This is a genomic window from Paenibacillus tengchongensis (genome assembly GCF_008973665.1).
Taxonomy (GTDB): domain Bacteria; phylum Bacillota; class Bacilli; order Paenibacillales; family Paenibacillaceae; genus Paenibacillus_AQ; species Paenibacillus_AQ tengchongensis.
This window is the reverse complement of sequence record NZ_WACP01000012.1, coordinates 209,377-234,722: the sequence shown is the minus strand read 5'-3', so window position 1 is coordinate 234,722 and position 25,346 is coordinate 209,377. Positions and strand designations below refer to the sequence as shown.

The window sequence follows — 25,346 nt, the reverse complement described above, 5'->3', positions numbered from 1 at the left end:
AAATAAAACCGGACCGGGCAGGATACCTGCTGCCTGGTCCGGTTTTGCCGTCTTACAGGCTTTAACGGGCTTCAAGCTGTACGGCGGCGGGTGAAGGTATTCTCCACCAGTACAGTTCAGCCGTTTCCCGGTACAGCTCTGCGCCCAGCCGTCTCAGCACATTATGTGAGGCCGTGTTGTCCTTCTCGGTATCGGCGACGACCCATAAGGCCTGCGGATGCTGGAATATCCATCCGCACATCCGGCTAACCGCTTCCGTGGCGTAGCCCTGTCTCCGGTAGCTCTCGTCAATGATATATCCAATGATGACTTCGCCCTGCTCGTTCGGGCTCCCCTTCAGAATCAGAAAGCCGATAACCCGCTGCTCCTCTCTGTGGACAATGGCCCAATGGGTCAGCCAGAGATAATTGCTCTCCTCGGCCAGTACCTTATACAGCCTGATCCGCATCGCATAACGCAGCTCTTCATCCAGTGTTGTTCCGGTTACGTTCAGGCCGAGTGCCTGCTCCAGGCCGGCGAAATTATAGGTGGCGAGTGACAGCTCCCCCGCTGTCAGCGGGGTTAAATCCAGGCGGAAGCTTGATACATTCATCGTTTTCCTCCGATCACGGCAGGAGCGGGTCCTGCTACAAATGGAAAAAAAAGTTCAATTTCCGCACCCAGCATAATCCTGCGCGCTTCACTCTGTCAACGGCCTTTATTACTTCTGTAAAGGCTTCTCCGCACCGGGCAGGCCATAGCCGCATATGATGTATCAGGGCGTTTGAGCAAAGGAGACATGAAGGTGCAGAATAAAATCACAAAAATCCTGCAGCACATGGCCCATACGCACGAACAGATGGCACGGATTCTCGACGCCGAGCGCCACGTTGCCGTCCGTATGTCGCAAATTGTCCATGATCTGCCGGATGCAGATCCTGATTTTGACGGAATCAGCGGGCTGATCGAAAGCTCAGGTCAGGTGAACAAGAACATCATTGCTTACCTGAACGCCATTGCCGATCTCGAAGAGGCCATGGCTGAAGGGGTGGGCAGAGTCGTCAAGGAACTGAACGGCCATGAAGAAGAGTAATGCAGCACCAAGAAGAGCAGGAGGCGGAAGATGAGCAGAGAGAAGGCTTATCTGCAAATGCTGGAATCGTCCGCTGCCATCCAGTGGAACATCGCCATGATTCTTGAAGCCAAGGCGGTGGAAGCGGAAAAAGTCAAGCAGTGGACGCAGCATCACATTCACTCAAGAGTGTTCGAGTCGCAGCAGGAGCAGCTGAAGGAATCCATCTCTATCCATGAGGTGGTTGTGGAACTGGTGGAAGGGCTGACCAAGCTGGAGAACGGGCTGTACAGTAATCTGAAAGCGGTGCTGGGCAGCGGCGAAGAAGGCGGGGACGGTTTTGACGGCATGTCCGGAGAAGGATTCGACTTCGGAGAGGAAAGCAAATGAGCGGCGGGCTGAGCTCTGAACACGCCGTCAAGCTGGAGATGATCCGCTCCATTGCCCGCAGCCAGGCTGCGCTTGCGGCCATACTGGAGAGCATTGCCGAGATTACGGGGCAATCGGAGCTGACAGCCCGCAAGCTGAGCGACAATATCAGAATCCTGAGCCAATATCAAAGCGCCATGTGCCGGATGATGTCCGGTATTTCGCTGCATCAGCCCAAACGGGGAATTCCTGCTGCACCATGGCTAAACGATGCGTGCGCGCATGGAACCTCCAGAGTACAGGGAGTACGGGAGGAGTAAGAGGATGAGAAAAAGACGGTTTGGAACGCGTTCGGCGGTGCGGGGGCGCAGACGCAAGCTGCTCCTGGCGCGCAAAGCCAGAGTCAAGCGGGGCCTCGGCCGCAAACGCCGTTCCCGCAAGATTGTATACTTCAGAACGGGAGTGCGGCGGAGCAGAAAGAGAATCCGCCGGAAGCTGGTACGCAGAGTTCGGATCATAACGCCGCCGGTGCAGGTGATTCCGGCGGTGGAGATTGCTCCGCCGCCGCCGCCGCAGGTTCAGCAGGTGGTTCCGCTCCCCCCGGATTTGGGCGTCGCGCCCGAAACACCGCCGGAGGACGCTTTTCAGCAGGGCTACACCGAAGCGTACAACGTGGGGTTCGACGCCGGATTCGCCAAGGGGTTCGAGGATGGGCATAAGCTGGAATTAGAATAAATGAGGATTAAACGTCCCGCAGGGGGCGGGAAGGCAGTGCGTGTTCAATTGCGTACACCCTCCCGCTCCTTGAGCTTCCAGAGCCATGTCATCCTGCCGGCTACCGTACAGGCTCGCGGATGTGGTAGACTTCTCTTCAGAATCGCCCAGCGGATTCAAAAGCCTATAGAGAGCAGGGATAGAGATGAGTGGTCAAGACATCCGCCAAGCGGCAAGCGGAGAGATTGCGGAAATTATGGAACTGATTGCTGCCTGTGTGCAAGTAATGCAAGCGGGAGGAAGCGATCAATGGGATGAGACGTATCCGAACCAGGAGATCCTACTCGCGGATATTGCCGCAGGCACTTTGTACGCTTACTTCCTGGATGGGGCGGTAGCCGGCATCCTGGTGCTGGACGAGCATCAGTCTGAACAATACCGGGAGATTCAGTGGCCGCAGAATGAAGGGACCTATCTGGTGATGCACAGACTGGCTGTTCATCCCGAAGCACAGGGAAAAGGGATTGCCCGCAAGCTGATTACTTTCGCCGAGCAACTGGCCCGGAAGAAAGGGTATACCGGTATCCGGCTGGATACGTACAGCAAGAATACGCCGGCGCTGGCGTTGTATAAGGGCATGGGCTACGAACTGCGCGGCGAGGTGAAGGTTTCGGGGAGAACCGCAGGGTTTCCTGTGTTCGAGAAAAGATTTGACACGGATAAATGAGGGAACAGCTGCAAAATTAGATTTTATGTTAATTAACATTACATAAAATTATTGAAAATGAGTCTTTTTTGATAAAATAGATGATTGTGTGTTAGTTTTATTGACAAATGGTTTGTCTCTGTTTTATTATGGGGCTATTCAAATGAATAGTCCTTTCTTTTCGTATATCCTTAATAATCGGGTTAAGGGTCTCTACTGGGAACCGTAAATTTCCGGCTACGAAAATGTGTGCGCTGCGCATATTTTTGTGGTCTTTTTGCCGTTTGCGTCATGACGCACAATCCATATTGAATGTTAAGGGGGAAGCAGGAATGGCGAATATTCTGATCAAGGACGCCGAGATTATTACGATGAACGGAAAGGAAGAGATTGTATACGGAGATATCCGCATCCGGGAAAATCTGATCACCGAGATCGGCAGCGGGCTCCAGCCGCTTGAAGACGAGAAGGTGCTGGAGGCCAGGAACCGCACGGTCATTCCGGGTTTTGTGCAGACGCATATCCATCTCTGCCAGACTCTGTTCCGCGGCAAGGCTGACGATCTGGAGCTGATGGACTGGCTGCGCAAGCGGATCTGGCCGCTGGAAGCGGCGCATGACGAAGAGTCGCTGTACTATTCCGCCATGCTGGGCATCGGTGAGCTGATTACCAGCGGTACGACCACCATCGTCGATATGGAGACCGTCCATCATACAGACTACGCCTTCCAGGCGCTCGCCAAGAGCGGGATCCGCGCATTGTCCGGTAAAGTCATGATGGACCAGAAGAACCCGGAGGCGCCACCGGCTTTGCAGGAGGAGACCGCGCAGTCCCTGCAGGAGAGCGTGGACCTGCTGGAGAAGTGGCATGGCTACGGCGGCGGCCGGATTCAATATGCGTTCAGCCCGCGCTTTGTCATTTCCTGTACCGAACAGCTGCTGAAGGAAGTACGGGACCTGTCGGCGCGCTATAGCGTTAAGGTGCACACCCATGCCTCCGAGAATCAGGGGGAGATTGAAATTGTGCAGGCGATGACGGGCATGCGCAATGTGGTCTACCTGGATCATCTGGGGCTGGCCAATGAGCGGCTGATTCTGGCGCACTGTGTCTGGCTGGACGATGAGGAGAAGCGGATACTGCGCGACCGCGGCGTCCATGTCAGCCATTGCCCCGGCTCCAACCTGAAGCTGGCCTCCGGCATCGCCGATACGCCGGGGATGCTGCACCAGCATGTGCATCTCAGCCTGGGGGCGGACGGCGCGCCCTGCAACAACAATCTCGACATGTTCAACGAGATGCGCCTGGCGGCGATCATCCAGAAGCCGCTGCACGGTCCGACGACGATGGACGCCCGCAGCGTGTTCCGCATGGCGACCATCGGCGGCGCCAGGGCGGTCGGCATGGAAGACCAGATTGGCAGCATCGAGGTCGGCAAGAAAGCCGATCTGGCCATCCTTAACCTTTGCAATTTCCACACGTTCCCGTCTTACGACGTCGATCCCATCTCGCGTATCGTCTACTCCGCCACCCGCGCCGATGTGGAGACCACCATCGTAGACGGGGAAATCCTGATGGAGCGCGGGCTGCTGCGGACGGTCGACAAAGAGGTCGTGCTGCGGGAGGCCGACCGCTCGATCAAGCGTCTGCTGGCGGTCTCCCAGCTGGCCTGACAGCGTGTAAAATGGCTTAATGCAGGCAGACCCCCAGCCTCGGACAGAGGACGGGGGTCTGTATTTGTGTATGTATTGCGCCTGCTTAAATAGATAGGTTTAACTTTTGAAGTTAACATGAGGTTTTATCGTAACTCCGTGGAAGGTTTGGACTTCCGGCCGCTGTCCGCCGCCAGCATTAATGATTAATAACATTTTTCCTGGTTGATTTCTGGTGGCAGCTTCTGCTTAGGATGGGGCTTTGCTCCCGATAGCTTTCAGGCGGGCGATACAGCTCCTCCGTTTCCAAACTCCCGCTTCGCACTCCCGCCTTTGGAGTATGGTCCTTTTGTTCAACATATATAGTTGGAAAATCGCTACTTAAATTCACCTGTATGGAGCCTACCGCAGATCTAGTTGGATACCCGCCACTTCTATGGACGAAAATCAATGATTACGCCCATATCGTCCAAATTAAGATGCGATAATCGAATTAATTGGTTCAAATCCGCAAAAACGGCTAAATTAGTGTGCCAAAATCAAGCTATATAAAGTTCCAAACCTTCGCTTAACGCAAACTTCCGCTTAGTACAAACCTTCGCTTAGCACAAACCTTCGCTTAGCATATACTTCCACTTAACACACACTTCTTGGCGCTGTCTCTACTTAGCGCTCCTGCATTGCCGAATGGTTCTTTCGCCCATCTTATGCAGATTGCATTCTGTGCAATAGATCGGGCTTATTTTCAGCGCAAAATGAATTCTATTGTACTCTGTACATTAGAATTACTGGATTGGCCCGTTTTTGCGGAGATTATAGAAAATCAAATGTACAAAATACAGCAGATAGCGGCATGGCGAATTTATTGGTCTAATCTATTGTAGAGAATGCAATAGAATTGACGTTAGGAAATCCGGTTACTTCATTATATTATTCGTAAACAGGGAACCATCCGGCTGCTTAGGAGGTCATATATAGTGAGGGGTGATTATTACTTGGAGATCCAACTCGAACTTGAGGGGCTGAAACGGGCGCAAGCCCTGGATGAAGACCAGCTGAGAGAGATTATGCGGCTGTACGGGGATGAAATTTGGAATTATATCTACTATTTGACCGGGAACGGCGAGACGGCCGATGATCTGGCGCAGGAGGTCTTCGTGAAATGCTATTACCGCATCGCGACGTACCAGGGGACCTCGACCTTTAAAGCATGGCTATTCACGATTGCCCGCAATACTGTATTCTCATACCGCAAATCGAAATATTTCCGCCTGGGGCTATGGGGCGGACGGCAGCAGACCTTGAACGCCGCAGACACGGAGCATGAGGAGCGGGTAATGCGGCAGGCCGGTATGTCCGCCTCGGCGGAGATGGAGTATATGGGCAACCGGAGGGTGGCCGAGATTTGGGAGATCATTATGCGGCTGCCGCTGAAGCTGCGCGAAGTGCTGGTGCTTGATCTCAAGGCGGAGCTGTCGGTGCGGGAGATTGCCGGATTGACCGGACTGCCGGAAGGAACGGTCAAATCGCGCCTTCACCGGGCGCGGCGCAAAGTCCAGGAACAGCTAAGGGGGCGGGAATAATGATGGAAGAGCGCAAGCCGCAGTGGTATGAACAGGCCCGCAAGGGGCCGTATGAGCAAAGCCGGTTCACGGATGCCCATGCCGATCAGGTGATGCAGCGGCTGACGGGCGGCGGGACGGAGCCGAAGCGGCGGCAATCGAGGCGCCGCGGCTGGGTGGCCGCCGTGGCAGGAATCCTGCTCTTTGCCGGGGCGGGAGCCGTGTATTTCGGCCAGGAGACCGGAAGGGAACCGGCGGTTCCCGCGGCTACCGCCTCCCCGGCTGTCCAGACGGTCCCGGAGGCTACCGATGAAGAGATGAAGGCGGCGGCGGAACGCTTGATGCAGCAGTACATCGGCAGGACGCTTCCGTTCAAGTCGATGGACTGGCCGGGCGGCTACGAGCAAGCCAGGCTGATGTACGAAGACGGAGTCGGGGGCTTCGCTTTTGTCTTAGTCAGCGCAGAAACCGGGGAGGTCGTTATGGCGTCGATCGACGCTTCACTTACTCCGGAGGAAGCCGATGGGCAACTGCTCGCGAAGGGCGAAGAGAAATTGCGGGAGTTGGGATATAAAGGCGAGTATAAGCCGGAGAGTGTAAGGCGCGGCATCAACTATAGAGCCTCAGACAGCGAGCCTGCGCAAATTTATGACAATGTAACGGTATCCGGCGGAACCGCCAGTATTCAATTTAATAATGGTGTCTACTCGTATGCCCACTTTATGGTTGATGAGGGTGATATACGACCAGAAGCATTACTGATAGGTGTGGAGGCAATAGAGAAGCTGGGCAACCCGCAGAATATGCGGTTTCATTATGCCTGGCGATATGTCGGCGATAAGAAGAACTTTATTGGCCTGACGTACGGTAATGATGACAACGTGCTGGCAACCGTTGGGCTGGATTACGATACGCTCGAATTGTTCGGCATATCGGATGCTACGCTGCAAATTGCCAAACCCGATGATCCGGAGAAGCGGGCCGAACAGGACCAGGCGCTGCTGGCGATGGTAGATGCGCAGCTGCAGAGCACGGCTGCAGCCGTTGCCGACGGGCTGTTCGGCATCCGGCTGGAGGACTACGTTCTGGTGAAGAACCAGCCAACGCCGGGAACGGTTACCTTCGTCTCGAGTGACAAGGACGTGCCGGATATTCAGGCCTCTTATAATCTTAACGGTGTCTTTTTTAGCTTTACTAAGATGGTGGAACACGAGCTGTTAGTTGAACCGGTGAATTGATCTTCTTCATTCCGTTTGTACTATAGGGACGAGAGCCCGTTTTCCGGGCATCTTGTCTCTTTTTTATGCCGGCATTCCCCGGCTGGCTCCGCTTTGAACTGGAATACAAGTATTGTTATACTAGTGAAATCCGATATTTTACAGAAAACAGGACGTTACTTTACAAATTGCCGGGTGGAGCGGCTTGTTATTAAGCGGCTTTAATTGCAGCTTATACAGCAAAATGGCTCGCATATGGCAGGACAGGAGAGATTGCGATGAAGAATAGGACCTATGGGCAGCTTAGCGCCCATTTTTACCTTGTCGCCGGGCTGATGTGGCTCAAGCTGCTGCTTCTGCGGCTGCTGTTGTTTGACCGGATCGCCTGGGAATGGATCGCCTATGATCTGGCTCCGGTGCTGCTGCTTCTGGGGCTGTCGACACTGATTACGCCGGCGCGGGCGAGAACCGCTGTCTACTGGATATGGAATGGCGTGCTGTCGGTGCTGTTGTTCGCGAGCAGTGTCTATTTCAACCATTTCGGCTCAGTGCCGACTTATCTGGCCTTCTATGAGCTGAATCAGGTGTTTCAGGTCAAGGAGAGCGTCGAATCGACTATCCGGGCGTTGGACTATCTGTTCTTTGCCGATTTCGCGGTGCTGCTGGTATACGCCTTGTTCCGCAGATGGAGAGGAACTGCCGGCCCGGACTTTCGCCGGAACGTGCCGCAGCGCAGGACACGGAGAGCTTTCCTGATCGTCATCCTCGTCTCGGTCATCTGCGGCGGCGCCTTGTCACTCTACTCCATCCGCAGCGCCCGTGATATTACCAATGAGCTGGTACAGGCGGAAAGCGCGGGCTTTCTTAATTATGAGGCGGTTGCGGCCATCAAGGCTCAGGAGGACAACGGACTGGTCGGTACAGGCGACATTGGCGAAACGGCTGATGACATAAAGGAGCTTCAGGCTTCCTACGGTTACAGTGATCAGCCGCCCGGGGCGGTGCCCGATTACTTTGGCTCACAAAAGGGTAAAAATGTAATTGTGATTCAAATGGAAGCCTTTCAGAATTTCCCGCTCTTTCAGTCGCTGGAGGGCCAGGAGCTGACCCCGGTGCTGAACGGGCTGGCCGGTGAGAGCTTTTACTTTCCCCGGGTCTTTCAGCAGATCGGGCCCGGCAATACCTCCGATGCCGAGTTCATGAGCAATACCTCGATCTATCCGATCGGCACGCTGGCGATGTCCACCGGGTTCAGCGACCGGACGCTGCCCAGCCTGCCCCGCCTGCTGCGGGAGAGGGGCTACGAAGCCTATACGTTCCACGTGAACAAAGCCGGGTTCTGGAACCGCAGCCGGATGTATCCGGCACTCGGTTTTAACGGCTATTATGATAAGGATGATTTTACGAACGATCATTTCAATGCCTTCGGCGCTTCCGACGAGCAGCTGTACATTACGGCAGCGGAGAAGCTGGCCGCGCTGCAGCGGCAGGGTACACCTTTTTATGCCCAGCTTGTGACGGTGTCCAGCCATCATCCGTTCCGTATTCCCGAGGAAGCGAAACGGATTACGCTGCCGGACCAGCTGCAGGGGACGATGCTTGGCGATTATCTGACAGCGATCAATTACACCGATTATGCTATTGGCACTTTCATTGAATTGCTCAAGCAGCAGGGCTTATGGGACGATACTGTGCTGGTGCTGTACGGGGACCACTTCGGCCTGCAGCCGAAGGATGTGCCGGCGCAGCAGGTGGAGGAAGCACTGGGCATTCCCTATGACCAACGGATCAGCCGCTTCAACATTCCGTTCATGATCCATGCGCCTGGCATGAAGCAAGGCGTGGTGACGGATCAAACGGGCGGGCAGCTCGACTTCCTGCCGACGATCGCGAATCTGCTCGGCATCCCGCTGAGCGGGGAGGGCTTTACGGCCTTCGGGCAGGATCTGCTGAACATTGACCGCAATGTGGTCGGGATGCGCTACTATTTGCCGACCGGCTCTTTTTTCAACAATGATATTCTCTTTGTACCGGGCGCCGGCTTTGACGACGGTGAGGCGGTATCGCTGTCTACGCTGGAGCCGGTGGAGGACTTCAGCAGGTACCGCAGCGATTATGATTATATTCTCAAGCTGATGGAATTGTCCGATCAATACGTGAAGCTGCTCCCGCAGCGGTAAGGGGTCTACCGATGAAGAAATGGAACAAACCGCAAATGTTCGCCGTGCTGATCGGCCTGGGGCTGATCCTGTACCTGCTGTTTCTGCAGCCGTTTGTCGGCGTCGCCGACAACGGTGATTTTCTGCGGATGATGAATACGGTCGGCCTGCACTATTATGGTGAGGAGAGCTATGCCGACCGTTTTTTCAGCTACAGCCATTCCCGGTTCTCCTATGAAAATCTGTTTCTCGGCTTTTATCCGTCCTCACAGATTCTGCTGGTGCTGCTGCCGAGACTGCTGTCCGGCATCTTCCACGGGAGCTACTTCGATATCCGCCTGCTGGCGGCGGTTTACGGCCTGCTGCTGCTGGCAGCCACCTGGCTGACCGTGAAGCTGGGCGCGAAGAGGTCCTATGTGCTGGGCTTGCTGCTGGCGGCGGCGGTGCTGTTTGTTTTCTATGATATCGGTTATTTGGCCTACTTCAATTCCTTGTTCGGCGAGCCGGTGTCGATGGTCTTTATGCTGCTCACCTTTGCGCTTGGCCTCAGGCTGACGGCGAAGGAGAAGCCTTCGGGTAGGGACCTGACCCTGTTTATGATTGCGGTGCTCTTCCTCGTTTGCTCCAAAATCCAGAACGCTCCCGTCGGTATCGCCTTCGCCCTGATCTTCCTGCGCTTGGCGAAGCTGGACGGCATGGGGAACTGGCGCAAGCTGGCACGTTGGTTCGCAGCCGCGGTCTGCCTCTTGTCTATCGTGCTCTATGTGACGGCTCCCAAAGAACTGAAGCATATTAATCTGTACCAGACGGTGTTCTTCGGGATTCTGAACGAATCTCCGGATGTGGAGGGGGATCTGCGGGACCTGGGCCTGCCGGAGCGGCTGAAGGTGCTGGCGGGAACGAATTATTTTCAGACAAATACGGCGATTAAACAAGATGATCCTTCCCTGAAAGGCGATTTCTACAACCGGATCTCGCACGGCGATGTGCTGCTGTTCTATCTGAAGCATCCGGCCCGTCTGATAGATAATATGGAATATGCTGCGACGAACAGTATGGACATCCGGCCTTACTATCTGGGCAATTATGAGAAAAGCGAGGGTAAAGCTCCGGGCGCCTTAACTTACGCTTATAGCGGCTGGAGCCAGTTCAAGCGGGAGCTTGTACCGGATACGCTGTGGTTCCTGGCTGTGTTCTACTTCATCTATTATGCCGGTGTGTGCTGGGAGTATTTCCGGACGCGCAAGGTGCGGGAGCGGATTGCCGGAGAGCTGCTGATGCTGCTGGGACTGATCGGGCTTTTCTCGTTCCTTGTACCGATTCTCGGCGACGGCCGGGCGGATATCGGCAAGCATTTGTTCCTCTTTAATGTCTCTTTCGATATGATGGCGGTAGTTATGTTTGCCTGGGCGGTGCACAAGACGGTAATGCTGGCGCGGACCCTGAGGGCGGGGAAATCCGGTCTGGGTCTGTCTTGAGGGGCTGGTGTACGCTCATTACCCCAAGTACATTTTGCGGATCATCAATTGACCCTTGGGCCTATTATAGAATACAATGTGTTTGGAACTTTAGTAAATTAATAGAAGTCGGCTTGCAGGGCAGCCTCGGCGAAGAAGGGGGCCATTATGGGAAATGAGGATTACCGGATCAGGATCGAGCAGGCCAGACAGGAGCTGAACCGCCTGGCGCTGGAGCTGGGAATGCAGGATGCCCGGGTGCTCAGCCAATCCATCAAGCTTGACGAGCTCATTAACGAGTACATCGATTTCCTTGCCGACAAGGATGATCAGCTCATTTAGTAGAGAAACGTCGCAAGGGACATATAGGAGACACTTTGGCAGCATCGCCGGAGTGTCTTTTTGTCGTGGGTGCAAGCCCGGGGGCCGGGAGCGGTAGTGGTGAAAAATGGTCTGGTCCTGTTCAGATTGGAGTCTCTTAATCGGAAATAGGGGAGGCAGGTTCTGCAGACAAGCCTTTGGACAATTACGAAAAATAGGTGCATCCGAGTCCGTAAGCGCTGGCAGGCCCGGGCGGTGCGCTTTTGTGGACTAATTATGCTTCACGATACAAAGCGTCTGGACGCTGCAGCAGGTCTGCGGGGCGCTGTTCAGGGGTTTGCCTTCGCAACTGAGGACGCAAAAGGCAGAAGAGGAACCACACTCGAGCAGCGAAGCCGGCACGCTGCACTTTCCCGGCCCTACTCGCTGCTCAGCAGCTCGCGCAGCATCCCGCTGCGGTCGTTCAAGAACGCCTTGGTGATGGCGTAATGATCCGTCTCCTCGTACGCCACGCTGCGGATATCCTCCCCGTCCAGCAAATAAATCTGTGCCCCCGGATAGCCCAGCAGGATCGGCGAGTGGGTGGCGATGATAAACTGCGATCTGCGCTCCACCAGCTCATGCATGCGCACTAACAGCGACATTTGCCGCAGCGGCGACAGCGCAGCCTCGGGTTCATCCAGCAGGTATAGTCCCTGGCCGCTGAAGCGGTGGACAAAGGCTGCAAAAAACGACTCGCCGTGCGACTGCTCATGCAGCGATTTCCCGCCGTAGGAGTGCTTCAGCGGCGGACCGAACCGGTCAGGCTCCTCATCCAGCCGGTCAATGTAGGAAGCCACGTTATAGAAGCTTTCCGCCCGCAGGAAAAATCCATCCTTCGGACGCCGCACGCCCCGGGCCAGCCGCAAATACTGATGCAGGCCGGAATGGGTGGCCTGGGTGCTGAAGGAAAAGTTCAGGGTCCCTCCCTCCGGGTTAAACCCCCATGCCGCAGCGATCCCCTCCAGCAGCGTCGACTTGCCTGTCCCGTTCTCCCCGACCAGAAAGGTTACCTGATGCTTAAACTCAAGGCGCCTGAGCTCCCGCACCGCCGGCAGATGAAACGGGTATTCCCCGAATGACGGAATGTGTTCACGCATCAGCTCCGCATGGCGGAGGTAGAGCTGCGCTTCTTCGGAATAAAGGCTCACTTCCATCTCTCCTATTCTTCTGATTCTCCAATCTTATAACGTTCAAAAAAGGCTGTTCCGGTGGAATGAGCGGATTCAAGCGTTTTTGATTGTACCAGGTGCTGCTATTCTGCCCCTTCCGGGTGCCGGCTGCTCTCTAATCTCATCTGCCTATGTACTAGTGTACCCGAGTGGAAGACATCTGCAAAGGTGCGGGCTGGTCCGGGCGAAGCATGGGGGGCATCTGCCAATTTCGCCGGAATACAGACAGGTGTCCATGAGGCGGATGCTGACTCCGCATATAGTACTACTGTCTTGAGAATATGACGGGGCAGGGTGAAAGCCGTGAATGCGAAAATGCAAAGGAAGCATCCCCCGGACTACCGCGAAGGTTACCGGGAGGGATACCGCCTTGGATTATGCGAAGCAGTGAAGCACCTGAATTCACTGGAAGTGGAACCACGCAGGTCTCTCAAAATCATGTATGTTCCGCAGGGCTTTCAGGCCATCGACACCGGGATAACGGAGGCGCTCGGGCAGCTGGTCAGCGAGCTGATCATCAGCGCGCCGGAGACTATGCTGGAGGTCGCCGCCCGGGAACGGCCGGAGGCGGTGCTTGTGATGAACGGGCTGCATGTCTTTCCCGGCAATCATCTGGAGCAGATCAGCGAGATCCGCGGGCTTGGCATCCGTACGGCGATCTGGTTCGCCGACGATCCTTATTTTACGGAGGACACTTCCGAAATCTGCAAGTATTACGATCATGTATTTACCCACGAGCTGGGCTGTCTGGAGTTCTACCGCGCCCTTGGAGCCGCCTCGGTGCACTATCTGCCGCTGTGTGTGAATCCGCAGATGTTCTATCCGCGCCGCACCCTTCCGGAGTATCAGTACGATATTGTGTTCATCGGCAATGCGTTCCGCAACCGGACTGAGCTGTTCGATGCGATGACCCCGTATCTGCTGGACAAAAAAGTGCTCATCGCCGGCGGATTCTGGGAGCGTCTCTCCTGTTACGAGCAGCTGTCACCGTTCATTAAGGACGGCTTCATTCCGCCGGAGGAGACGGCCAGTTATTACAGCGGGGCAAAGCTGGTCATTAATATCCACCGGCCCTGGGAGGGCGGCCAAGACAACCGCAACACCTTTCAGCTGCCATCCCGCTCGATCAATCCGCGCACTTATGAAATCAGCGCCTGCGGAACCATGCAGCTGACCGATGTCCGCGAGGATCTCGGCAGCCTGTACCGCCCGGGCGTGGACCTGGATACCTTTGCCTCGGGCGAGGAGCTGCAGGAGAAGATTGATTACTATTTGAAGCATGAGGAGGAGCGCCGGAAGATTGCCCTTCAGGGACTGAAGACGACGCTGCGCCGGCATACATTTACCTTGAGGCTGCCCTATTTGCTTAATGTAATGATGACCCAGACATGAAATCCAAAACAGGATGAAGGAGCGAATTCTCATGGATAATCAATTTATTATGCCCGCACCGCCCATTTTGCGGTCGCCTGCCGAAGAAGAGAAGCTGCGTGGACGCCTGACCGGATTCAAGGTCGGGTACGACGAAGGGTATTTGCGGGGCAGACTCACTGTCCTCGACGGCCGTCCGGAAGAACCGTTGCCGGTCCGCGACATTCACATTCTCTACGTGGCTTCGGGAAAAGGCTATCCTTACTCGCCGCTCGACGACGCTGTGATCTGCGCACTGCAAAAATTGACTACCCAGGTCACCATTAGCGATGTGCGCCAAAATCTGGTGGACCTGGTGCTGACCCACCGGCCCGACCTTGTACTGGTGCTGGACGGTCTTGATCTGCCGCTGGATCAGGTGGCCACCATACGCGGCCATGGCTTCAAGACGGCGATCTGGCTGACGGATGACCCTTACTATACCGATTTTACGATGAAAATCGTTACGCATTACGATTACGTGTTCACGCTTGAGCTGAATTGCGTGGAGGTCTACCGCGGCCTTGGCTGCGCCGAAGTCCACTACCTGCCGTTTGCGGCCCACCGCGAGCATTACCGTCCGACCGTGACTCATTCTCCGATTTACCGGGATATCAGCTTCATCGGCTCCGCCTACTGGAACCGTGTGGCCTTCTTCCGGGAAATCATGCCCGAGCTGATGAGCTACAACACGGTCATCAACGGTATCTGGTGGGACCGCCTGCCCGAAGCGCCGCTCTATGCGGACCGGATCGAGATCGGCAAATGGATGACGCCGCAGGAGACGGCAGTCGCCTACAGCGGCTCAAAGATCGTCATTAACCTCCACCGCTCCCATATCGACGAAGTGGTAAACAACAATGCGCTGTCGATTCCGGCCGCATCGCCCAACCCGCGGACCTTCGAAATCGCGGCCAGCGGCACGCTGCAGCTCAGCGACGCCAGAGATGATCTGGGCTCCTTCTACAAAGTAGGCGAAGAGATCGATACCTTCACCACTCCGCTGGAGCTGATGGAGAAGATCCGCTTCTACCTCACCCACGAGGAGGAACGGCGCGAGATGGCGCTGCGCGCTTTTGAACGGACGCTGAAGGATCACACCTATCTCAAGCGTGTCAATCAGCTGCTGGCGGTTATCTACAGCTAAACAAGGAGAGCCGGAAGCAGGCGGAATTGTGCGGATAACCGGGGACAGGTGTCGTGCCGGTAACTGTCCCCCCTCAATATACTGGAGTACCGGGTTGGCGTTCGCCCGCAGGCTGCCCCGGCTCCGGCTCGGCCGGGATCAGGCGGACCGGAGCGAAGCGCCTGAGCAGCATTTCCCGGCAGCGGATGCTTCCGGAGCGAGTTTTACTGCGAAGGAAATGCTCTGAAGCCGATGCTCCGTAAAACGAAGCGGATGCTTCCGGAGCGAGTTTTACTGCGAAGGAAATGCTCTGAAGCCGATGCTCCGTAAAACGAAGCGGATGCTTCCGGAGCGAGTTTTACTGCGGCGAAATGCTCTGAAGCCGATGCTCCGTAAAACTTTTAGGGAGGTGAATGGTCGCTCGAGGCCCCTTGCCAGGGAGCGCCGAACCACCATGGCCGACAAAGCTACAATCGTCCTCTTTTCCCATGTATCCAACACGCGCAGCATTACTGGTGCGGAAAAGCTGCTGCTGTTCTTCGGACGGGAGCTTTCACCTTACTTTAATTGTATCCTCGTTGCCCCTCAGGACGGCAAGCTGACGCGCCAGGCGCGCGTTGCCGGACTACAGGTGCAGCTGCTGCCGATTCCGCTCGTTTACGGAATGTACACCCCTTACGGCGGTCTGGAGGCAGATATCCGTAAATTCCAGGAAAGCAAAGAGTACCAAGAACTGGCCGGCTGGCTGGCTGGCGTGCGTCCCGCATTCATTATCTGCAGTACCTGTGTGCACGCATTACCGGCGCTGGCGGCAAAATCGCTGCAAATTCCGGTTATCTGGAAAATATCGGAGACGATAACGGACAATGATTACACTCACCTCAGCGTGGATCTGATCCAAGGCAACAGCGATGAGATTCTGGCCATTTCGCACACGGCGGCGGCTTGTTTTCCGGAGTACATCCGCGAAAGCAAGGTTACCCAGCTTCCTCCGTCCTGGGATGATAAGGATCTGTTGACCGAAGCCTGGAGCAAGCTGCGCGGGGACCGGCGGCGTGAGCTGCGGGTGACCCCGGAGGAGCCGCTGATCGGTTATATTTCTTCATTTATTAATAAAGAAAAGGGTCTGGAGCATTTTGTTAAGATGGCGGTTCTCGTCTCCGCATGCCACCCGGGAGCCAAATTTCTGGTCATCGGCACCCCCGGCGACAAAAGCTATTACGACCGCTGCCAGCGCAAGGTGAAGCTGGAGGGCTTGAGCGGAAAGTTTCATTTTGTCGGCTATGAGGAGAGTCTCCCCGCCGCCTACTGCGCGATGGATGTGCTGGTCGTTCCCAGCCTGATCCGCGAAGGCTTCGGCATGACGGCTCTGGAAGGCTTCGCCTTCGGCAAGCCGGTGGTGGCCTATGATTCCGGCGGATTGCAGGAAATCCTGCATGCGGCCGGCTGCGGAGAGCAGCTGGCGCCGGCGGAGGACATCGCCGCCCTGGCCGGGCGGGTGAACGCCCTGCTGGCGGAGCCGGGACTCGCGGCTATGATCGGCTCGCAGGCGCGGGAGCGCATCGCCGCCCTGTACGGGCCGGAGGCTTACCGCACGCGGCTGCTGGGGCTTACCGAGCGCTGGTACCTGCGCTACTGCGCCCCGCCGGAGGCGCCGCCGCAGGAAGCGGCGCCCGAACCCCCGGCACCGCCGCTTCCTGCGGCGGTGGACCCCGCGCCGGCGGCAGAGCCCGCCGTCGCCGCGGCTCCTCCCGGCGGCGCCGAGCCCGCCGCCGTGCCGCCCCCGCCGCCCGCGCCCCCGCCGGGGCGGCGGCCGAAGCTGCGCCGCGCCCTGCGGCTGCGGCGCCTGAAGCTCCGGCGCGGCAAGCTGCGCCGGCGCAAGGAACGGGCGCGGGGGCGCCGGCGCCCGGGCAAGCGGCGGGCGCGCGAGGTGCGCCGCCGCACGAAGCCGCGCCGCGGCGGGCGTGCCCGGCGCGCCGGCCGGCGGCGCCGGGCGGCCTAGCGCGGCCGCCCGGCCATCATTACAACAAGCAGGGGAGTGAACTCATGAAGATCATGACGATATTGGGCACGCGGCCTGAAATTATCCGCCTGAGCGTCATCATTCCGCTGCTGGATCAGCATGCGGAGCGGCATGTGCTGGTGCATACCGGCCAGAACTTTACCGCCAGCCTCAGCGGCATCTTCTTCGCGGAGCTGGGACTGCGGGCGCCGGATTATGTGCTGCAGGATAAACAGGCGGGCCTTGGCGGGCAGCTGGCCGCGATGTTCGGCGGACTGGAAGGCATTCTGCTGAAGGAGCAGCCTGACCGGGTCCTGCTGCTCGGCGATACCAACAGTGCGCTGTGCGCCGTTCTGGCCGAACGGATGGGCATTCCGGTTGTGCATATGGAGGCGGGCAACCGCTGCTACGATTTAAAGGTGCCGGAAGAGAAAAACCGCCGTGTCATCGACGCCGTTTCCACTATTAATATGCCATATACGCAGCAGAGCAAAAGACATCTGCTCAGCGAGGGTTATCCGAGCCAGCGCATTGTGCTGACCGGCAATCCGATCTATGAGGTCATTAACCGTTATGAGACCCGGATTGCGGCCAGCGATGTCCTGGAGCGTCTGGAACTGGAAGAAGAGCGGTACTTTCTGGTCACCGCGCACCGCGCGGAGAATGTCGATGATCCGGAATCACTTCTGCAGATTATGTCCGGGCTTAACCTGGTGGCCGAACATTTCGGGCTCCGCCTGATCTGCAGCATCCATCCCCGGACCCGCTCCAAACTGACGGAGCAGTTTCCGCTGGCGATGCACCCGCTCGTCGAATTCCATGAGCCGTTCGGATTCTTCGATTTTGTCCGTCTGGAGCGGCACGCGCTGTGCGCCATTTCGGACAGCGGCACTGTTCAGGAGGAGTGCTGCCTGATGGGAGTTCCGACCGTGACGATCCGCCGGACGACTGAACGGCCGGAGACGGTGGACTGCGGCAGCAATGTCGTATCGGGAGTGGAGGCGGAGAGCATTCTCCGCTGTGTCAGGCTGATGACGTCGGTAAGCCGGCAGTGGGAGGCGCCGGAAGGCTACAAGGCCCCGGATGTCTCGGCAAAGGTAGTTAAATTTTTGCTTGGAGGGAACCTGCATGTTCAATAATAAACGGATTTTGGTTACGGGGGGCACCGGTTCCTGGGGGCATGAACTCATCCGGCAGCTGCTGCCGCAGAATCCTCAAGAAATTATCGTCTTCTCCCGCAGTGAATCGGCACAGGTGGCGATGAGCCGTGAGTTCGAGGACAGCCGGCTCAGCTTCGTGATCGGCGATATCCGCGACAAAGAAGCGCTGGTAGCCGCTTGCCGCGGTGTGGATTATGTGTTCCATCTGGCCGCCCTCAAGCATGTTCCGGTGTGCGAGGACCAGCCGTACGAAGCGCTCAAGACCAATGTCGTCGGTACGCAAAATGTCATTGAGGCGGCCATCGCGAGCAACGTGGAGAAGGCCATCTACATCTCTACCGACAAGGCCGCCAACCCGTCCAACTTCTACGGCATGACCAAAGCGATCGGTGAGAAGCTGTTCGTCTATGCCAATCTGCTGGGCAGCCGCACCCGCTTCGTGACTGTGCGCGGCGGCAATGTGCTTGGCACCAACGGCAGCGTCGTGCATCTGTTCATGAAGCAGATCCGGGACAAAAGCCAGGTGCGCATTACGGACATGAAGATGACCCGCTTCTTCTTCACACTGCGGGATGCCATTACGCTGCTCTTCAAGGCTTCCGAGGTCAGCCTGGGCGGGGAAATCTTCGTCATGACCATGCCGACCTGCCGCATCGTCGATCTGGCCGAGGTGCTGATTGAAGCTTCCGGCAAAGAGAATGTCAGCATCGTGGAGACGGGGATCCGTCCCGGCGAGAAAATCCACGAAATTCTGATGAGCGATTTCGAGAGCCAGACGACTGTCGTGTATGACGAACAGTACCTCGTCATTCTGCCGACGCTGGATATGCCGGAGCTGCGTGACCACTATAAAGGTTATCCGCATGTATCCTTCAACAGCTTCAGCTCTGAGAATAATCTGATGGATCAGGAGGAGATCAAGGAAATCCTGATCCGGGGAGGGTTCCTGAAGTGAAGCTGCTCATTCTCGGCGGAAACGGTATGGCGGGTCACATGCTGGCGGCGTATTTCCGCCGCCAGGGCAAGCATCACGTCTTCCACACCACCCGGGATAAGAGCGATCTTGGCGGGCTGTATGTGGATGCCGACGATATCGCCGGCGTGGAAAAGCTGGTCGAAATCGTCTCTCCCCATGTCATCATCAATGCGCTGGGCGTGCTGAACCATTTCGCCGAGCGCGACCGGATCGGCGCCTACCATGTCAACGGCTTTCTGCCCCACCGGCTGCGCCGGGTGGCCGACGCCGTACATGCCCGGCTGATTCATATCAGTACCGACTGCGTGTTCGAAGGAACACGCGGCGGTTACACCGAAGCGGATACCCCTGACGGAACCTCGGTGTACGCCATTACCAAGAGTCTCGGCGAAGTGCACGCACCCGGGCATGTCACCGTCCGCACCTCCATCATCGGGCCGGAAATCCGCTCCGGCGGCATCGGCCTGATGGAGTGGTTCCTCGCCCAGAAGGGCCCCGTGTCCGGCTATGAGCGGGTCATGTGGAATGGCGTCACAACGCTGGAGCTGGCGAAGGTAGTTGACCGCCTGCTGGATTCAGAGATTTCCGGGCTGATTCATCTGGCGCATCCTGAGCCGCTCAGTAAATGCGAACTGCTGCGGCATATACAGTATGCCTTCAATAAAACGGATGTGGGAATCGTCCCCGAGTCGGAGCATGTGCAGGACCGCACCCTGGTCAATACGCGGGAGGATGTGCAGTTTCCGCTGCCCTCCTATCCCGAGATGCTGGCGGAACTGGCCGCCTGGATGAGATCTTCCGGGATGCCGACATGAACGGCCGGAGGATCCTCATCACCGGCGCCGGCGGCTTCACGGGCAGGCATGCCGTCAGCCACTTCCATAGCGCCGGGGCTGAGGTTACTGCCGTGGTGCGACGGCCTCCGAAAGAGCCGAATCTCTTTGCGCAGGGCGTCGCTACGTATATCTGTGACCTGGGTGACCGCGCCGCGGTGCACGCGATGATCGAGGCGGTCCGTCCGGATGAAGTGCTGCATTTGGCCGGCCGCAACTCGGTGCCCGAATCGTGGCGTGATCCCCTGCTCTATATGGAAACCAATGTTATGGCTACCCTGTATCTGCTGGAGTCGCTCCGGGGCCGGCCCGCCGGCCGCATCCTGGTAGCCGGCTCCCGGCTCAAGTACCGGCCGGGCACCGTGGAAGGCCCGCCGCATCCCTACAGCCTGAGCAAGACGCTGGAGGAGCTGGTATCCCTGGCCTGGGGGACATTATTTAAGCAGCCCGTGCTGCTTGCCGAACCCTGCAATCTGATTGGGCCGGGGCCCTCCACAGGATTCTGCTCATTGCTGGCCCGCCACATCGCTATGAGCGAGGCGGCGGCAGGGGTCGGAGAAGAGCTTCCGCCCTTCCGCCTCTCCTCACGGTATGCGCAGCGGGATTTCCTGGACGTCCGCGATGCCGTCTCGGCATATGACGTTATTCTCCGCCGGGGAGAGACGGGGCGGGTGTACCGGATTGACTCCGGGAAGCCGCGCCGGCTCGGGGACATTGCATCTGAGCTGTTATCCCGGGCATCCGCCCCTGTCCCGATGGACTGGGGTCCGGAGGACAGCGGGCCGGACCGTGATTCCGCCACTGCGGAAGCATCGGGGCGCGAAGCGGACGCTTATCCGGCTGAAGTTGGCGCCGGGGTACTGGGCTGGAAGGCGGAGATTCCGCCGGCGAGATCGCTGGCCGATATCCTGGATTATTACCGAGGAGCTGGGAAGGAAGGTTAAAGATGAGGCCGAAAGTGTCCGTAATTATTCCGTTTTATAATTGCCCATATATTGAGCAGGCGCTGCAAAGCGCCTTGACTCAATCCTGGCCGGCCCACGAAATTATCGTCGTGGATGACGGCTCCTGGCAGCATGTGGACCGGATTGTTCCTTATCTCTCCCATATTCATTATCTGGGCAAGGCCAACGGCGGTACGGCAACGGCGCTGAACCACGGCATCCGCCACGCCTCCGGGGATTATGTCGCCTGGCTCAGCTCGGACGATATGTTCTATTTCGACAAAATCAACAATCAGGTCGCGTTTATGGAAGAACACCGGCTGATGATCAGCTATACCAATTTCAATTTGGTCAACAGCCATTCTCAAGTGACGGAGATGAATGTATCGCCGGTATTTCCGAACATGGTTGAGTACTTGCGGTGCTTTCTGCAGGGGAATCCCATCAACGGCTGTACGGTAATGTTCCGTAAAGAAGTGTTCGGCGCCATCGGGCTGTTCGACGAAGGACTGCCGTATACCCATGATTACGACCTGTGGTTCCGGGCGATTCTGAACGGATATGCCCCGGTGATGCTGAACCAGTCTTTAACCGCCTACCGCCGGCATGAAGGCATGGGAACGCTCAGGCATTATGACGTAATTATGGCGGAGGCCGCCGCCACCAATGCCCGTTACCATGCTGCGCTCCGCGGTCTGATCGCTTCTATGGGCGGATAGGGAAGGCAGTCTCTTATAGTCAATAGAGACTGAACTATCACTGTTTAGTCAAATTGGAGATAGGGAGGAACAGCGTATGTACCGGGAGATGGCAGTCAAAGACTTCATGCCTGTCCTGCTAGAGCAACTGAAATTCGCCAGCAGCATTCTGGACATCGGCAGCGGCACCGGTACGCTGCTGGAGCGCTACGAAGCCGCTGTAGTTCTCGGCCTGGATATTCACCGGCCTTATCTGCTGCACCGTAAATATTCGGCGCCGCACATCATACCGGTGCATGCCGACGCCAACCATATCGATAAGCTGTTTCTGCCGGGGACCTTCTCGGCGGTAACGCTGATCGATTCCCTCGAGCATTTCACGATGCAGGAAGGGGAAGAGCTGCTGCGCAAGGCGGAGCGGATCGCCTCCAGCCGTGTCGTGGTGTTTACGCCGCGCGGATTCTTCCCTCAGGAGGGGAAGGATTATTTTCATTTGCAGGGGGAGTATTATCAGCGGCATTGCAGCGGCTGGGAGCCGGAGGATTTCCTGCAGCGCGGCTATTCCGTCACGGTGCTGAAGGGGTACCACCATGCCGAGAACCCGGCTTTCCGGGAGGCGTTCGGCCCGGATCATTCCCCGCTCGATGCCTTGATCGCCTGCAAGACAGTATAACTTACTACCGGGAAAGGAGGTGGACGCATGATTCAGCAGCCCAAGGTTTCCGTCGTAATTCCTTTTTACAATTGCTCCTATGTAGACGTGGCCGTGGAAAGCGTATTGGCCCAGACGTATCCCCATCTTGAAATTATTGTGATCGATGACGGCTCTACCCTGTATGCCGAGAAGCTCGCGCCGTACATGGACCGGATTGTGTATGTGCGCAAAGCCAACGGCGGCACCGGTTCAGCGCTCAACATGGGAATACGGGTGGCACGCGGCTCCTATTTCGCCTGGTTAAGCGCAGACGATCAGTTCCATCCGCACAAAATAGCGCGCCAGCTTGTAGCACTGCAGCATACCGGTACTTCCTTTAACCATACCGCCTATTATTACATTAATGAGCATGGAGCCCGGGTGTCGGAGCCGATATGCGTCCCTTTCCGCAGCAGAAGCGAGCTCATCGAGACGATGATGCAGGGCTGTCCCGTCAACGGCAGCTCCGTGTTGCTCGACATGAACATTTTTAACAAAGTCGGACTTTTTAATGAACACTTCCTGTACACACAGGATTATGATATGTGGCTGCGGATATTGCCTGGATATGAATGGTCCTATATTGAAGAGCCGTTATTGGACTACCGTGTACACCAGCAAATGGGCTCGGTGCTGCACGGTGAAGCCCAGCATAAGGAGATCAGTATGGTGCAGGCGCGACATGCCGGGGTCCTCGCTCAGCTGCTCAGAAAGGAGAGAGGGAGATGAGGATAACGTTCCCGATTCTGACGCTTTCGCGGGGAGGCGCGCAGCGCATGCTGGCCGAATTGGCCAACCGGATGTTCAGGCTCGGCCACGAAGTGACAGTTGTGATGCCCTCTCAGACGGCCGTTGAGTACCCGCTGGAATGCCCGGTGGTGTTTTCGGCGGAGGAAGAGCTGTCGGAGGTCGATTTTCCTTACGGCGATATCATTGTCTCAAATTATTATACGACCGTGCCGGTGGCCCAGCGGGCCAGCGAACAGGGAAGAGGAATTCATGTGCGGCTGGCCCTGTGCTATGAGCCGACCTTCCTGCCGGGCAATAACCAGTCCTTTGCGTCTTACCACAGGGTAAAGCACCTGATGGTATTATCCCGCTGGCAGCAGGAGACGGTCCGGCTCAACCACGGCATCAAGGGAAGAATTATTCCAATCGGCGTCGATGCCGGTTTTTACAATATGCATTTGCGGGACCAGGTCAGGAATCCGGTAGTGTCGGCCATTATGCGCAAACCGGAAGGGGGATTCTCCGGCCACCGGGAGCAGGAATATCTTCTGGAGCAGCTCGGCACCGTTAAGGCGCTGCATCCCGAGGTGACGGTCTTTCTGCTTACGCCCCCGGGCGAGTTCGCGTCCTCGTCTGTGCTGCAGGCGCTGAGAACCGACCCGCGCTTTCAGCTGCGTACGCCCTCCGGTGATGAGGAGCTGTGCTACCACTATAATGAAGCGGATATTTTCGTCAGCTCCAGCACCTATGATACCGGCTCCATGCCGGGGCTTGAGGCGATGCGCTGCGGCGCTGCCCTGGTCACCGTGTATTCCGGCGGCAATCTGGAATACTGCAGGCACGGCCAGAATTGCCTGATGTCCTACCGGCATGAGAACCGACTCGCTGCGGATATTGCGGCGCTCATCGGGGACCGGGACCTGCGCGGGCGGCTGGCTCTCCGGGGCGAGCAGGACTCCGCCCGCTATACGTGGGAGCGGAGCGTGGAGATTTTTCAGAACGAGCTGTATGAAATTGTAGCGAAGCAGGCTTGATGCAGGGCGATGGTTCCTAATAAAGAAGAGAACCCTTCAGGCTCACCGGATGCGGTGGCTGGAGGGTTCTTTCTTTGCCGCACTGTTAAAAGATGGCGAAGGAGTTCATCATCTCGCGGAATTGACCGGCATACCGTTCGGAGCCGTAACGGGTAATCATCAATTCCCGCCCCTGCTCGCGGATCCGGCTGCGCAGTGCAAGGTCGTTCATCAGCTCCAGGCCTTCCATGACGGCAGCTTCGATATTGCCCAGCGGATAGAACTTGCCGGATACATTATGTTCAATGAACGAACGGACTCCGTCCGAATCCGTGCTCAGCACGGGACAGGTGCAGCAGATGGCCTCGGCGACGGCATACCCGAAGCCTTCCGTAATCGAGGTGGACACGAGAAAGCCCCCGGAACCGGCAATGGAGGAATAATAGACCGGCATCACATGGTTGGGGATATTGGTAAATATGCTCAGCCGGTCGGCAAGTCCCAGCTCATGAAGCTCCTTGTGGAACAGCTCCTTCTGCTCTTCGGCGGCCAGCTCTGGGTCGTGAAACATCCAGAGATGCAGATCGGGCTTATGGCGGCGGACCTCGCAGGCAATCTTGAGGTACTCGCTCCAATTCTTGTTGGTCTCCAGCCGTCCAACCCAGGCGATGACCGGATCGCGGGGCGCCTCGCCGGGAATTAGCCGGAAGGAGTTGACGTCGACGATGTTGGGGATAATGTAACGGTGCAGCCAGGGACAAATGGAAATGAACAGCTCCAGCATATGGCTCGTCGGAGGCATCAGTACAGCGTTGCAGTAGGCACGGAGATAAGGAACCGATTCAATAATGATATTTTGCGCATCTTCCCGTTTACCCAGACCCTGTGATTCATAGATCAGAACCCGGCCGTAGCCCAGCCTGCGCAAGCGCTCAAGCATGAAATAATCCGAGGTTACGACAATCGCATCGTATGCGTAGGCCTGCAGAAGCGCTTTGATCTCTTCGTCCTGGTTGGATATAAATACCGGAAAGCTTGTAGTATTCTGGTTTCCTGACGGCGGCGGCAATGTATATAAAACATGGCATTCGATTCCGCTGCGCTGCAGGCTCTCACACCGCAGCTTATTCAGTGTCTCCACCCCGCCGCTGGGGACATAAAACGTAAATAAAACCCTCATGCTCACCCCTCCTGACTTTGCTATGCGGAGAACACACCCGGCTTATCGCTGAAATGGCGGCTTGCTGTTAATAGAATACGCGCTTGCAGCTCCGCATGTGACGGATAGCGTGTTCACCGTGCCAAATCCTTTCTGCATAGCGGGGGAGGGCAAAGGCCAAGCTAA

General features: G+C 56.9%; 26 protein-coding genes and 1 riboswitch. Of the genes, 23 read left to right on the top strand and 3 right to left on the bottom strand.

Annotation, left to right across the window (positions count from 1 at the left end):
- Positions 1–61 precede the first annotated feature (61 nt).
- Positions 62–592, bottom strand: coding sequence for a GNAT family N-acetyltransferase (locus F1381_RS20270; protein WP_151736658.1), 531 nt, complete (start codon positions 590–592; stop codon positions 62–64).
- Between the two features lie 186 nt (positions 593–778).
- Between F1381_RS20270 and F1381_RS20265 the strand changes: the two genes are divergently transcribed.
- The 11 genes from F1381_RS20265 to F1381_RS20215 all read left to right on the top strand — a co-directional run bounded on the left by F1381_RS20265 (position 779) and on the right by F1381_RS20215 (position 11,226).
- Positions 779–1,072, top strand: coding sequence for a nucleoside-diphosphate sugar epimerase (locus F1381_RS20265; protein WP_420850492.1), 294 nt, complete (start codon positions 779–781; stop codon positions 1,070–1,072).
- 30 nt (positions 1,073–1,102) lie between these two features.
- Positions 1,103–1,441: an alpha-helical endospore appendage domain-containing protein gene (locus F1381_RS20260; RefSeq protein ID WP_151736657.1), complete on the top strand. Its 339-nt coding sequence runs from the start codon at positions 1,103–1,105 to the stop codon at positions 1,439–1,441.
- Positions 1,438–1,740: a hypothetical protein gene (locus F1381_RS20255; protein WP_246188120.1), complete on the top strand. Its 303-nt coding sequence runs from the start codon at positions 1,438–1,440 to the stop codon at positions 1,738–1,740. Before F1381_RS20260 ends, F1381_RS20255 begins: the two co-directional genes overlap by 4 nt.
- Before the next feature lie 4 nt (positions 1,741–1,744).
- The gene (locus F1381_RS20250; RefSeq protein ID WP_151736656.1) at positions 1,745–2,155 is read left to right on the top strand and encodes a hypothetical protein; all 411 of its coding nucleotides are present in this window, start codon (positions 1,745–1,747) and stop codon (positions 2,153–2,155) included.
- Positions 2,156–2,339: 184 nt separating this feature from the next.
- Positions 2,340–2,861: a GNAT family N-acetyltransferase gene (locus tag F1381_RS20245; RefSeq protein WP_151736655.1), complete on the top strand. Its 522-nt coding sequence runs from the start codon at positions 2,340–2,342 to the stop codon at positions 2,859–2,861.
- A gap of 140 nt (positions 2,862–3,001) precedes the next feature.
- Positions 3,002–3,100, top strand: a riboswitch (purine riboswitch).
- A gap of 72 nt (positions 3,101–3,172) precedes the next feature.
- On the top strand, positions 3,173–4,510 hold the full coding sequence (locus F1381_RS20240; RefSeq protein ID WP_151736654.1) for a 5'-deoxyadenosine deaminase: 1,338 nt from the start codon (positions 3,173–3,175) through the stop codon (positions 4,508–4,510).
- A gap of 974 nt (positions 4,511–5,484) precedes the next feature.
- Positions 5,485–6,072, top strand: a complete 588-nt coding sequence (locus tag F1381_RS20235) for an RNA polymerase sigma factor (protein WP_246188119.1) — start codon at positions 5,485–5,487, stop codon at positions 6,070–6,072.
- Complete coding sequence (locus F1381_RS20230) at positions 6,072–7,289, top strand: hypothetical protein (protein WP_151736653.1); 1,218 nt, start codon at positions 6,072–6,074, stop codon at positions 7,287–7,289. Before F1381_RS20235 ends, F1381_RS20230 begins: the two co-directional genes overlap by 1 nt.
- Before the next feature lie 257 nt (positions 7,290–7,546).
- A complete protein-coding gene (locus F1381_RS20225) occupies positions 7,547–9,448 on the top strand; it encodes an LTA synthase family protein (protein ID WP_151736652.1) in 1,902 nt (633 codons plus the stop codon).
- 11 nt (positions 9,449–9,459) lie between these two features.
- Positions 9,460–10,905 (top strand): glycan biosynthesis hexose transferase WsfD, encoded by a 1,446-nt coding sequence (gene wsfD / locus F1381_RS20220; protein WP_151736651.1) that lies wholly within the window; start codon positions 9,460–9,462, stop codon positions 10,903–10,905.
- Positions 10,906–11,052: 147 nt separating this feature from the next.
- Positions 11,053–11,226, top strand: a complete 174-nt coding sequence (locus F1381_RS20215; RefSeq protein WP_246188118.1) for an aspartyl-phosphate phosphatase Spo0E family protein — start codon at positions 11,053–11,055, stop codon at positions 11,224–11,226.
- A 398-nt stretch (positions 11,227–11,624) separates the two neighbouring features.
- Here F1381_RS20215 and F1381_RS20210 read toward each other — a convergent pair whose 3' ends face one another.
- Entirely contained in the window at positions 11,625–12,344 is a 720-nt protein-coding gene (locus F1381_RS20210) for an AAA family ATPase (RefSeq protein WP_246188125.1), read from the bottom strand.
- Between the two features lie 366 nt (positions 12,345–12,710).
- Here F1381_RS20210 and F1381_RS20205 point away from each other — a divergent pair, with 366 nt between their 5' ends.
- The 12 genes from F1381_RS20205 to F1381_RS20155 all read left to right on the top strand — a co-directional run bounded on the left by F1381_RS20205 (position 12,711) and on the right by F1381_RS20155 (position 24,022).
- Positions 12,711–13,808: a CgeB family protein gene (locus F1381_RS20205; RefSeq protein WP_425495284.1), complete on the top strand. Its 1,098-nt coding sequence runs from the start codon at positions 12,711–12,713 to the stop codon at positions 13,806–13,808.
- 31 nt (positions 13,809–13,839) lie between these two features.
- The gene (locus F1381_RS20200; RefSeq protein WP_151736648.1) at positions 13,840–14,973 is read left to right on the top strand and encodes a CgeB family protein; all 1,134 of its coding nucleotides are present in this window, start codon (positions 13,840–13,842) and stop codon (positions 14,971–14,973) included.
- 94 nt (positions 14,974–15,067) lie between these two features.
- Positions 15,068–15,199: a hypothetical protein gene (locus tag F1381_RS29120; protein ID WP_281349936.1), complete on the top strand. Its 132-nt coding sequence runs from the start codon at positions 15,068–15,070 to the stop codon at positions 15,197–15,199.
- Positions 15,200–15,406: 207 nt separating this feature from the next.
- Positions 15,407–16,954 (top strand): glycosyltransferase family 4 protein, encoded by a 1,548-nt coding sequence (locus tag F1381_RS20195; protein WP_187355470.1) that lies wholly within the window; start codon positions 15,407–15,409, stop codon positions 16,952–16,954.
- A gap of 44 nt (positions 16,955–16,998) precedes the next feature.
- Positions 16,999–18,093, top strand: coding sequence for a non-hydrolyzing UDP-N-acetylglucosamine 2-epimerase (gene wecB / locus F1381_RS20190; RefSeq protein WP_151736646.1), 1,095 nt, complete (start codon positions 16,999–17,001; stop codon positions 18,091–18,093).
- A complete protein-coding gene (locus F1381_RS20185; protein ID WP_151736645.1) occupies positions 18,083–19,069 on the top strand; it encodes a polysaccharide biosynthesis protein in 987 nt (328 codons plus the stop codon). The genes wecB and F1381_RS20185 overlap by 11 nt, the downstream gene beginning before the upstream one ends.
- On the top strand, positions 19,066–19,905 hold the full coding sequence (locus F1381_RS20180) for a dTDP-4-dehydrorhamnose reductase family protein (RefSeq protein ID WP_151736644.1): 840 nt from the start codon (positions 19,066–19,068) through the stop codon (positions 19,903–19,905). Before F1381_RS20185 ends, F1381_RS20180 begins: the two co-directional genes overlap by 4 nt.
- Entirely contained in the window at positions 19,902–20,867 is a 966-nt protein-coding gene (locus tag F1381_RS20175; protein WP_151736643.1) for an NAD-dependent epimerase/dehydratase family protein, read from the top strand. Before F1381_RS20180 ends, F1381_RS20175 begins: the two co-directional genes overlap by 4 nt.
- A 2-nt stretch (positions 20,868–20,869) precedes the next feature.
- Positions 20,870–21,586, top strand: a complete 717-nt coding sequence (locus F1381_RS20170; protein WP_151736642.1) for a glycosyltransferase family 2 protein — start codon at positions 20,870–20,872, stop codon at positions 21,584–21,586.
- A 76-nt stretch (positions 21,587–21,662) separates the two neighbouring features.
- Positions 21,663–22,238 (top strand): class I SAM-dependent methyltransferase, encoded by a 576-nt coding sequence (locus F1381_RS20165; protein WP_151736641.1) that lies wholly within the window; start codon positions 21,663–21,665, stop codon positions 22,236–22,238.
- 27 nt (positions 22,239–22,265) lie between these two features.
- Complete coding sequence (locus F1381_RS20160) at positions 22,266–22,988, top strand: glycosyltransferase family 2 protein (protein ID WP_151736640.1); 723 nt, start codon at positions 22,266–22,268, stop codon at positions 22,986–22,988.
- Positions 22,985–24,022 (top strand): glycosyltransferase family 4 protein, encoded by a 1,038-nt coding sequence (locus tag F1381_RS20155; RefSeq protein WP_151736639.1) that lies wholly within the window; start codon positions 22,985–22,987, stop codon positions 24,020–24,022. The genes F1381_RS20160 and F1381_RS20155 overlap by 4 nt, the downstream gene beginning before the upstream one ends.
- Positions 24,023–24,107: 85 nt before the next feature.
- Here F1381_RS20155 and F1381_RS20150 read toward each other — a convergent pair whose 3' ends face one another.
- Positions 24,108–25,181 (bottom strand): glycosyltransferase family 4 protein, encoded by a 1,074-nt coding sequence (locus F1381_RS20150; protein WP_151736638.1) that lies wholly within the window; start codon positions 25,179–25,181, stop codon positions 24,108–24,110.
- Positions 25,182–25,346: the final 165 nt, after the last annotated feature.

Coding starts and splice junctions, on each gene's coding strand:
- F1381_RS20270 (WP_151736658.1), bottom strand. CDS start 592: ATGAATGTATCAAGCTTCCGCCTGGATTTAACCCCGCTGACAGCGGGG.
- F1381_RS20265 (WP_420850492.1), top strand. CDS start 779: ATGAAGGTGCAGAATAAAATCACAAAAATCCTGCAGCACATGGCCCAT.
- F1381_RS20260 (WP_151736657.1), top strand. CDS start 1,103: ATGAGCAGAGAGAAGGCTTATCTGCAAATGCTGGAATCGTCCGCTGCC.
- F1381_RS20255 (WP_246188120.1), top strand. CDS start 1,438: ATGAGCGGCGGGCTGAGCTCTGAACACGCCGTCAAGCTGGAGATGATC.
- F1381_RS20250 (WP_151736656.1), top strand. CDS start 1,745: ATGAGAAAAAGACGGTTTGGAACGCGTTCGGCGGTGCGGGGGCGCAGA.
- F1381_RS20245 (WP_151736655.1), top strand. CDS start 2,340: ATGAGTGGTCAAGACATCCGCCAAGCGGCAAGCGGAGAGATTGCGGAA.
- F1381_RS20240 (WP_151736654.1), top strand. CDS start 3,173: ATGGCGAATATTCTGATCAAGGACGCCGAGATTATTACGATGAACGGA.
- F1381_RS20230 (WP_151736653.1), top strand. CDS start 6,072: ATGATGGAAGAGCGCAAGCCGCAGTGGTATGAACAGGCCCGCAAGGGG.
- F1381_RS20225 (WP_151736652.1), top strand. CDS start 7,547: ATGAAGAATAGGACCTATGGGCAGCTTAGCGCCCATTTTTACCTTGTC.
- wsfD (WP_151736651.1), top strand. CDS start 9,460: ATGAAGAAATGGAACAAACCGCAAATGTTCGCCGTGCTGATCGGCCTG.
- F1381_RS20215 (WP_246188118.1), top strand. CDS start 11,053: ATGGGAAATGAGGATTACCGGATCAGGATCGAGCAGGCCAGACAGGAG.
- F1381_RS20210 (WP_246188125.1), bottom strand. CDS start 12,344: ATGCGTGAACACATTCCGTCATTCGGGGAATACCCGTTTCATCTGCCG.
- F1381_RS20200 (WP_151736648.1), top strand. CDS start 13,840: ATGGATAATCAATTTATTATGCCCGCACCGCCCATTTTGCGGTCGCCT.
- F1381_RS20195 (WP_187355470.1), top strand. CDS start 15,407: ATGGCCGACAAAGCTACAATCGTCCTCTTTTCCCATGTATCCAACACG.
- wecB (WP_151736646.1), top strand. CDS start 16,999: ATGAAGATCATGACGATATTGGGCACGCGGCCTGAAATTATCCGCCTG.
- F1381_RS20185 (WP_151736645.1), top strand. CDS start 18,083: ATGTTCAATAATAAACGGATTTTGGTTACGGGGGGCACCGGTTCCTGG.
- F1381_RS20175 (WP_151736643.1), top strand. CDS start 19,902: ATGAACGGCCGGAGGATCCTCATCACCGGCGCCGGCGGCTTCACGGGC.
- F1381_RS20170 (WP_151736642.1), top strand. CDS start 20,870: ATGAGGCCGAAAGTGTCCGTAATTATTCCGTTTTATAATTGCCCATAT.
- F1381_RS20165 (WP_151736641.1), top strand. CDS start 21,663: ATGTACCGGGAGATGGCAGTCAAAGACTTCATGCCTGTCCTGCTAGAG.
- F1381_RS20160 (WP_151736640.1), top strand. CDS start 22,266: ATGATTCAGCAGCCCAAGGTTTCCGTCGTAATTCCTTTTTACAATTGC.
- F1381_RS20155 (WP_151736639.1), top strand. CDS start 22,985: ATGAGGATAACGTTCCCGATTCTGACGCTTTCGCGGGGAGGCGCGCAG.
- F1381_RS20150 (WP_151736638.1), bottom strand. CDS start 25,181: ATGAGGGTTTTATTTACGTTTTATGTCCCCAGCGGCGGGGTGGAGACA.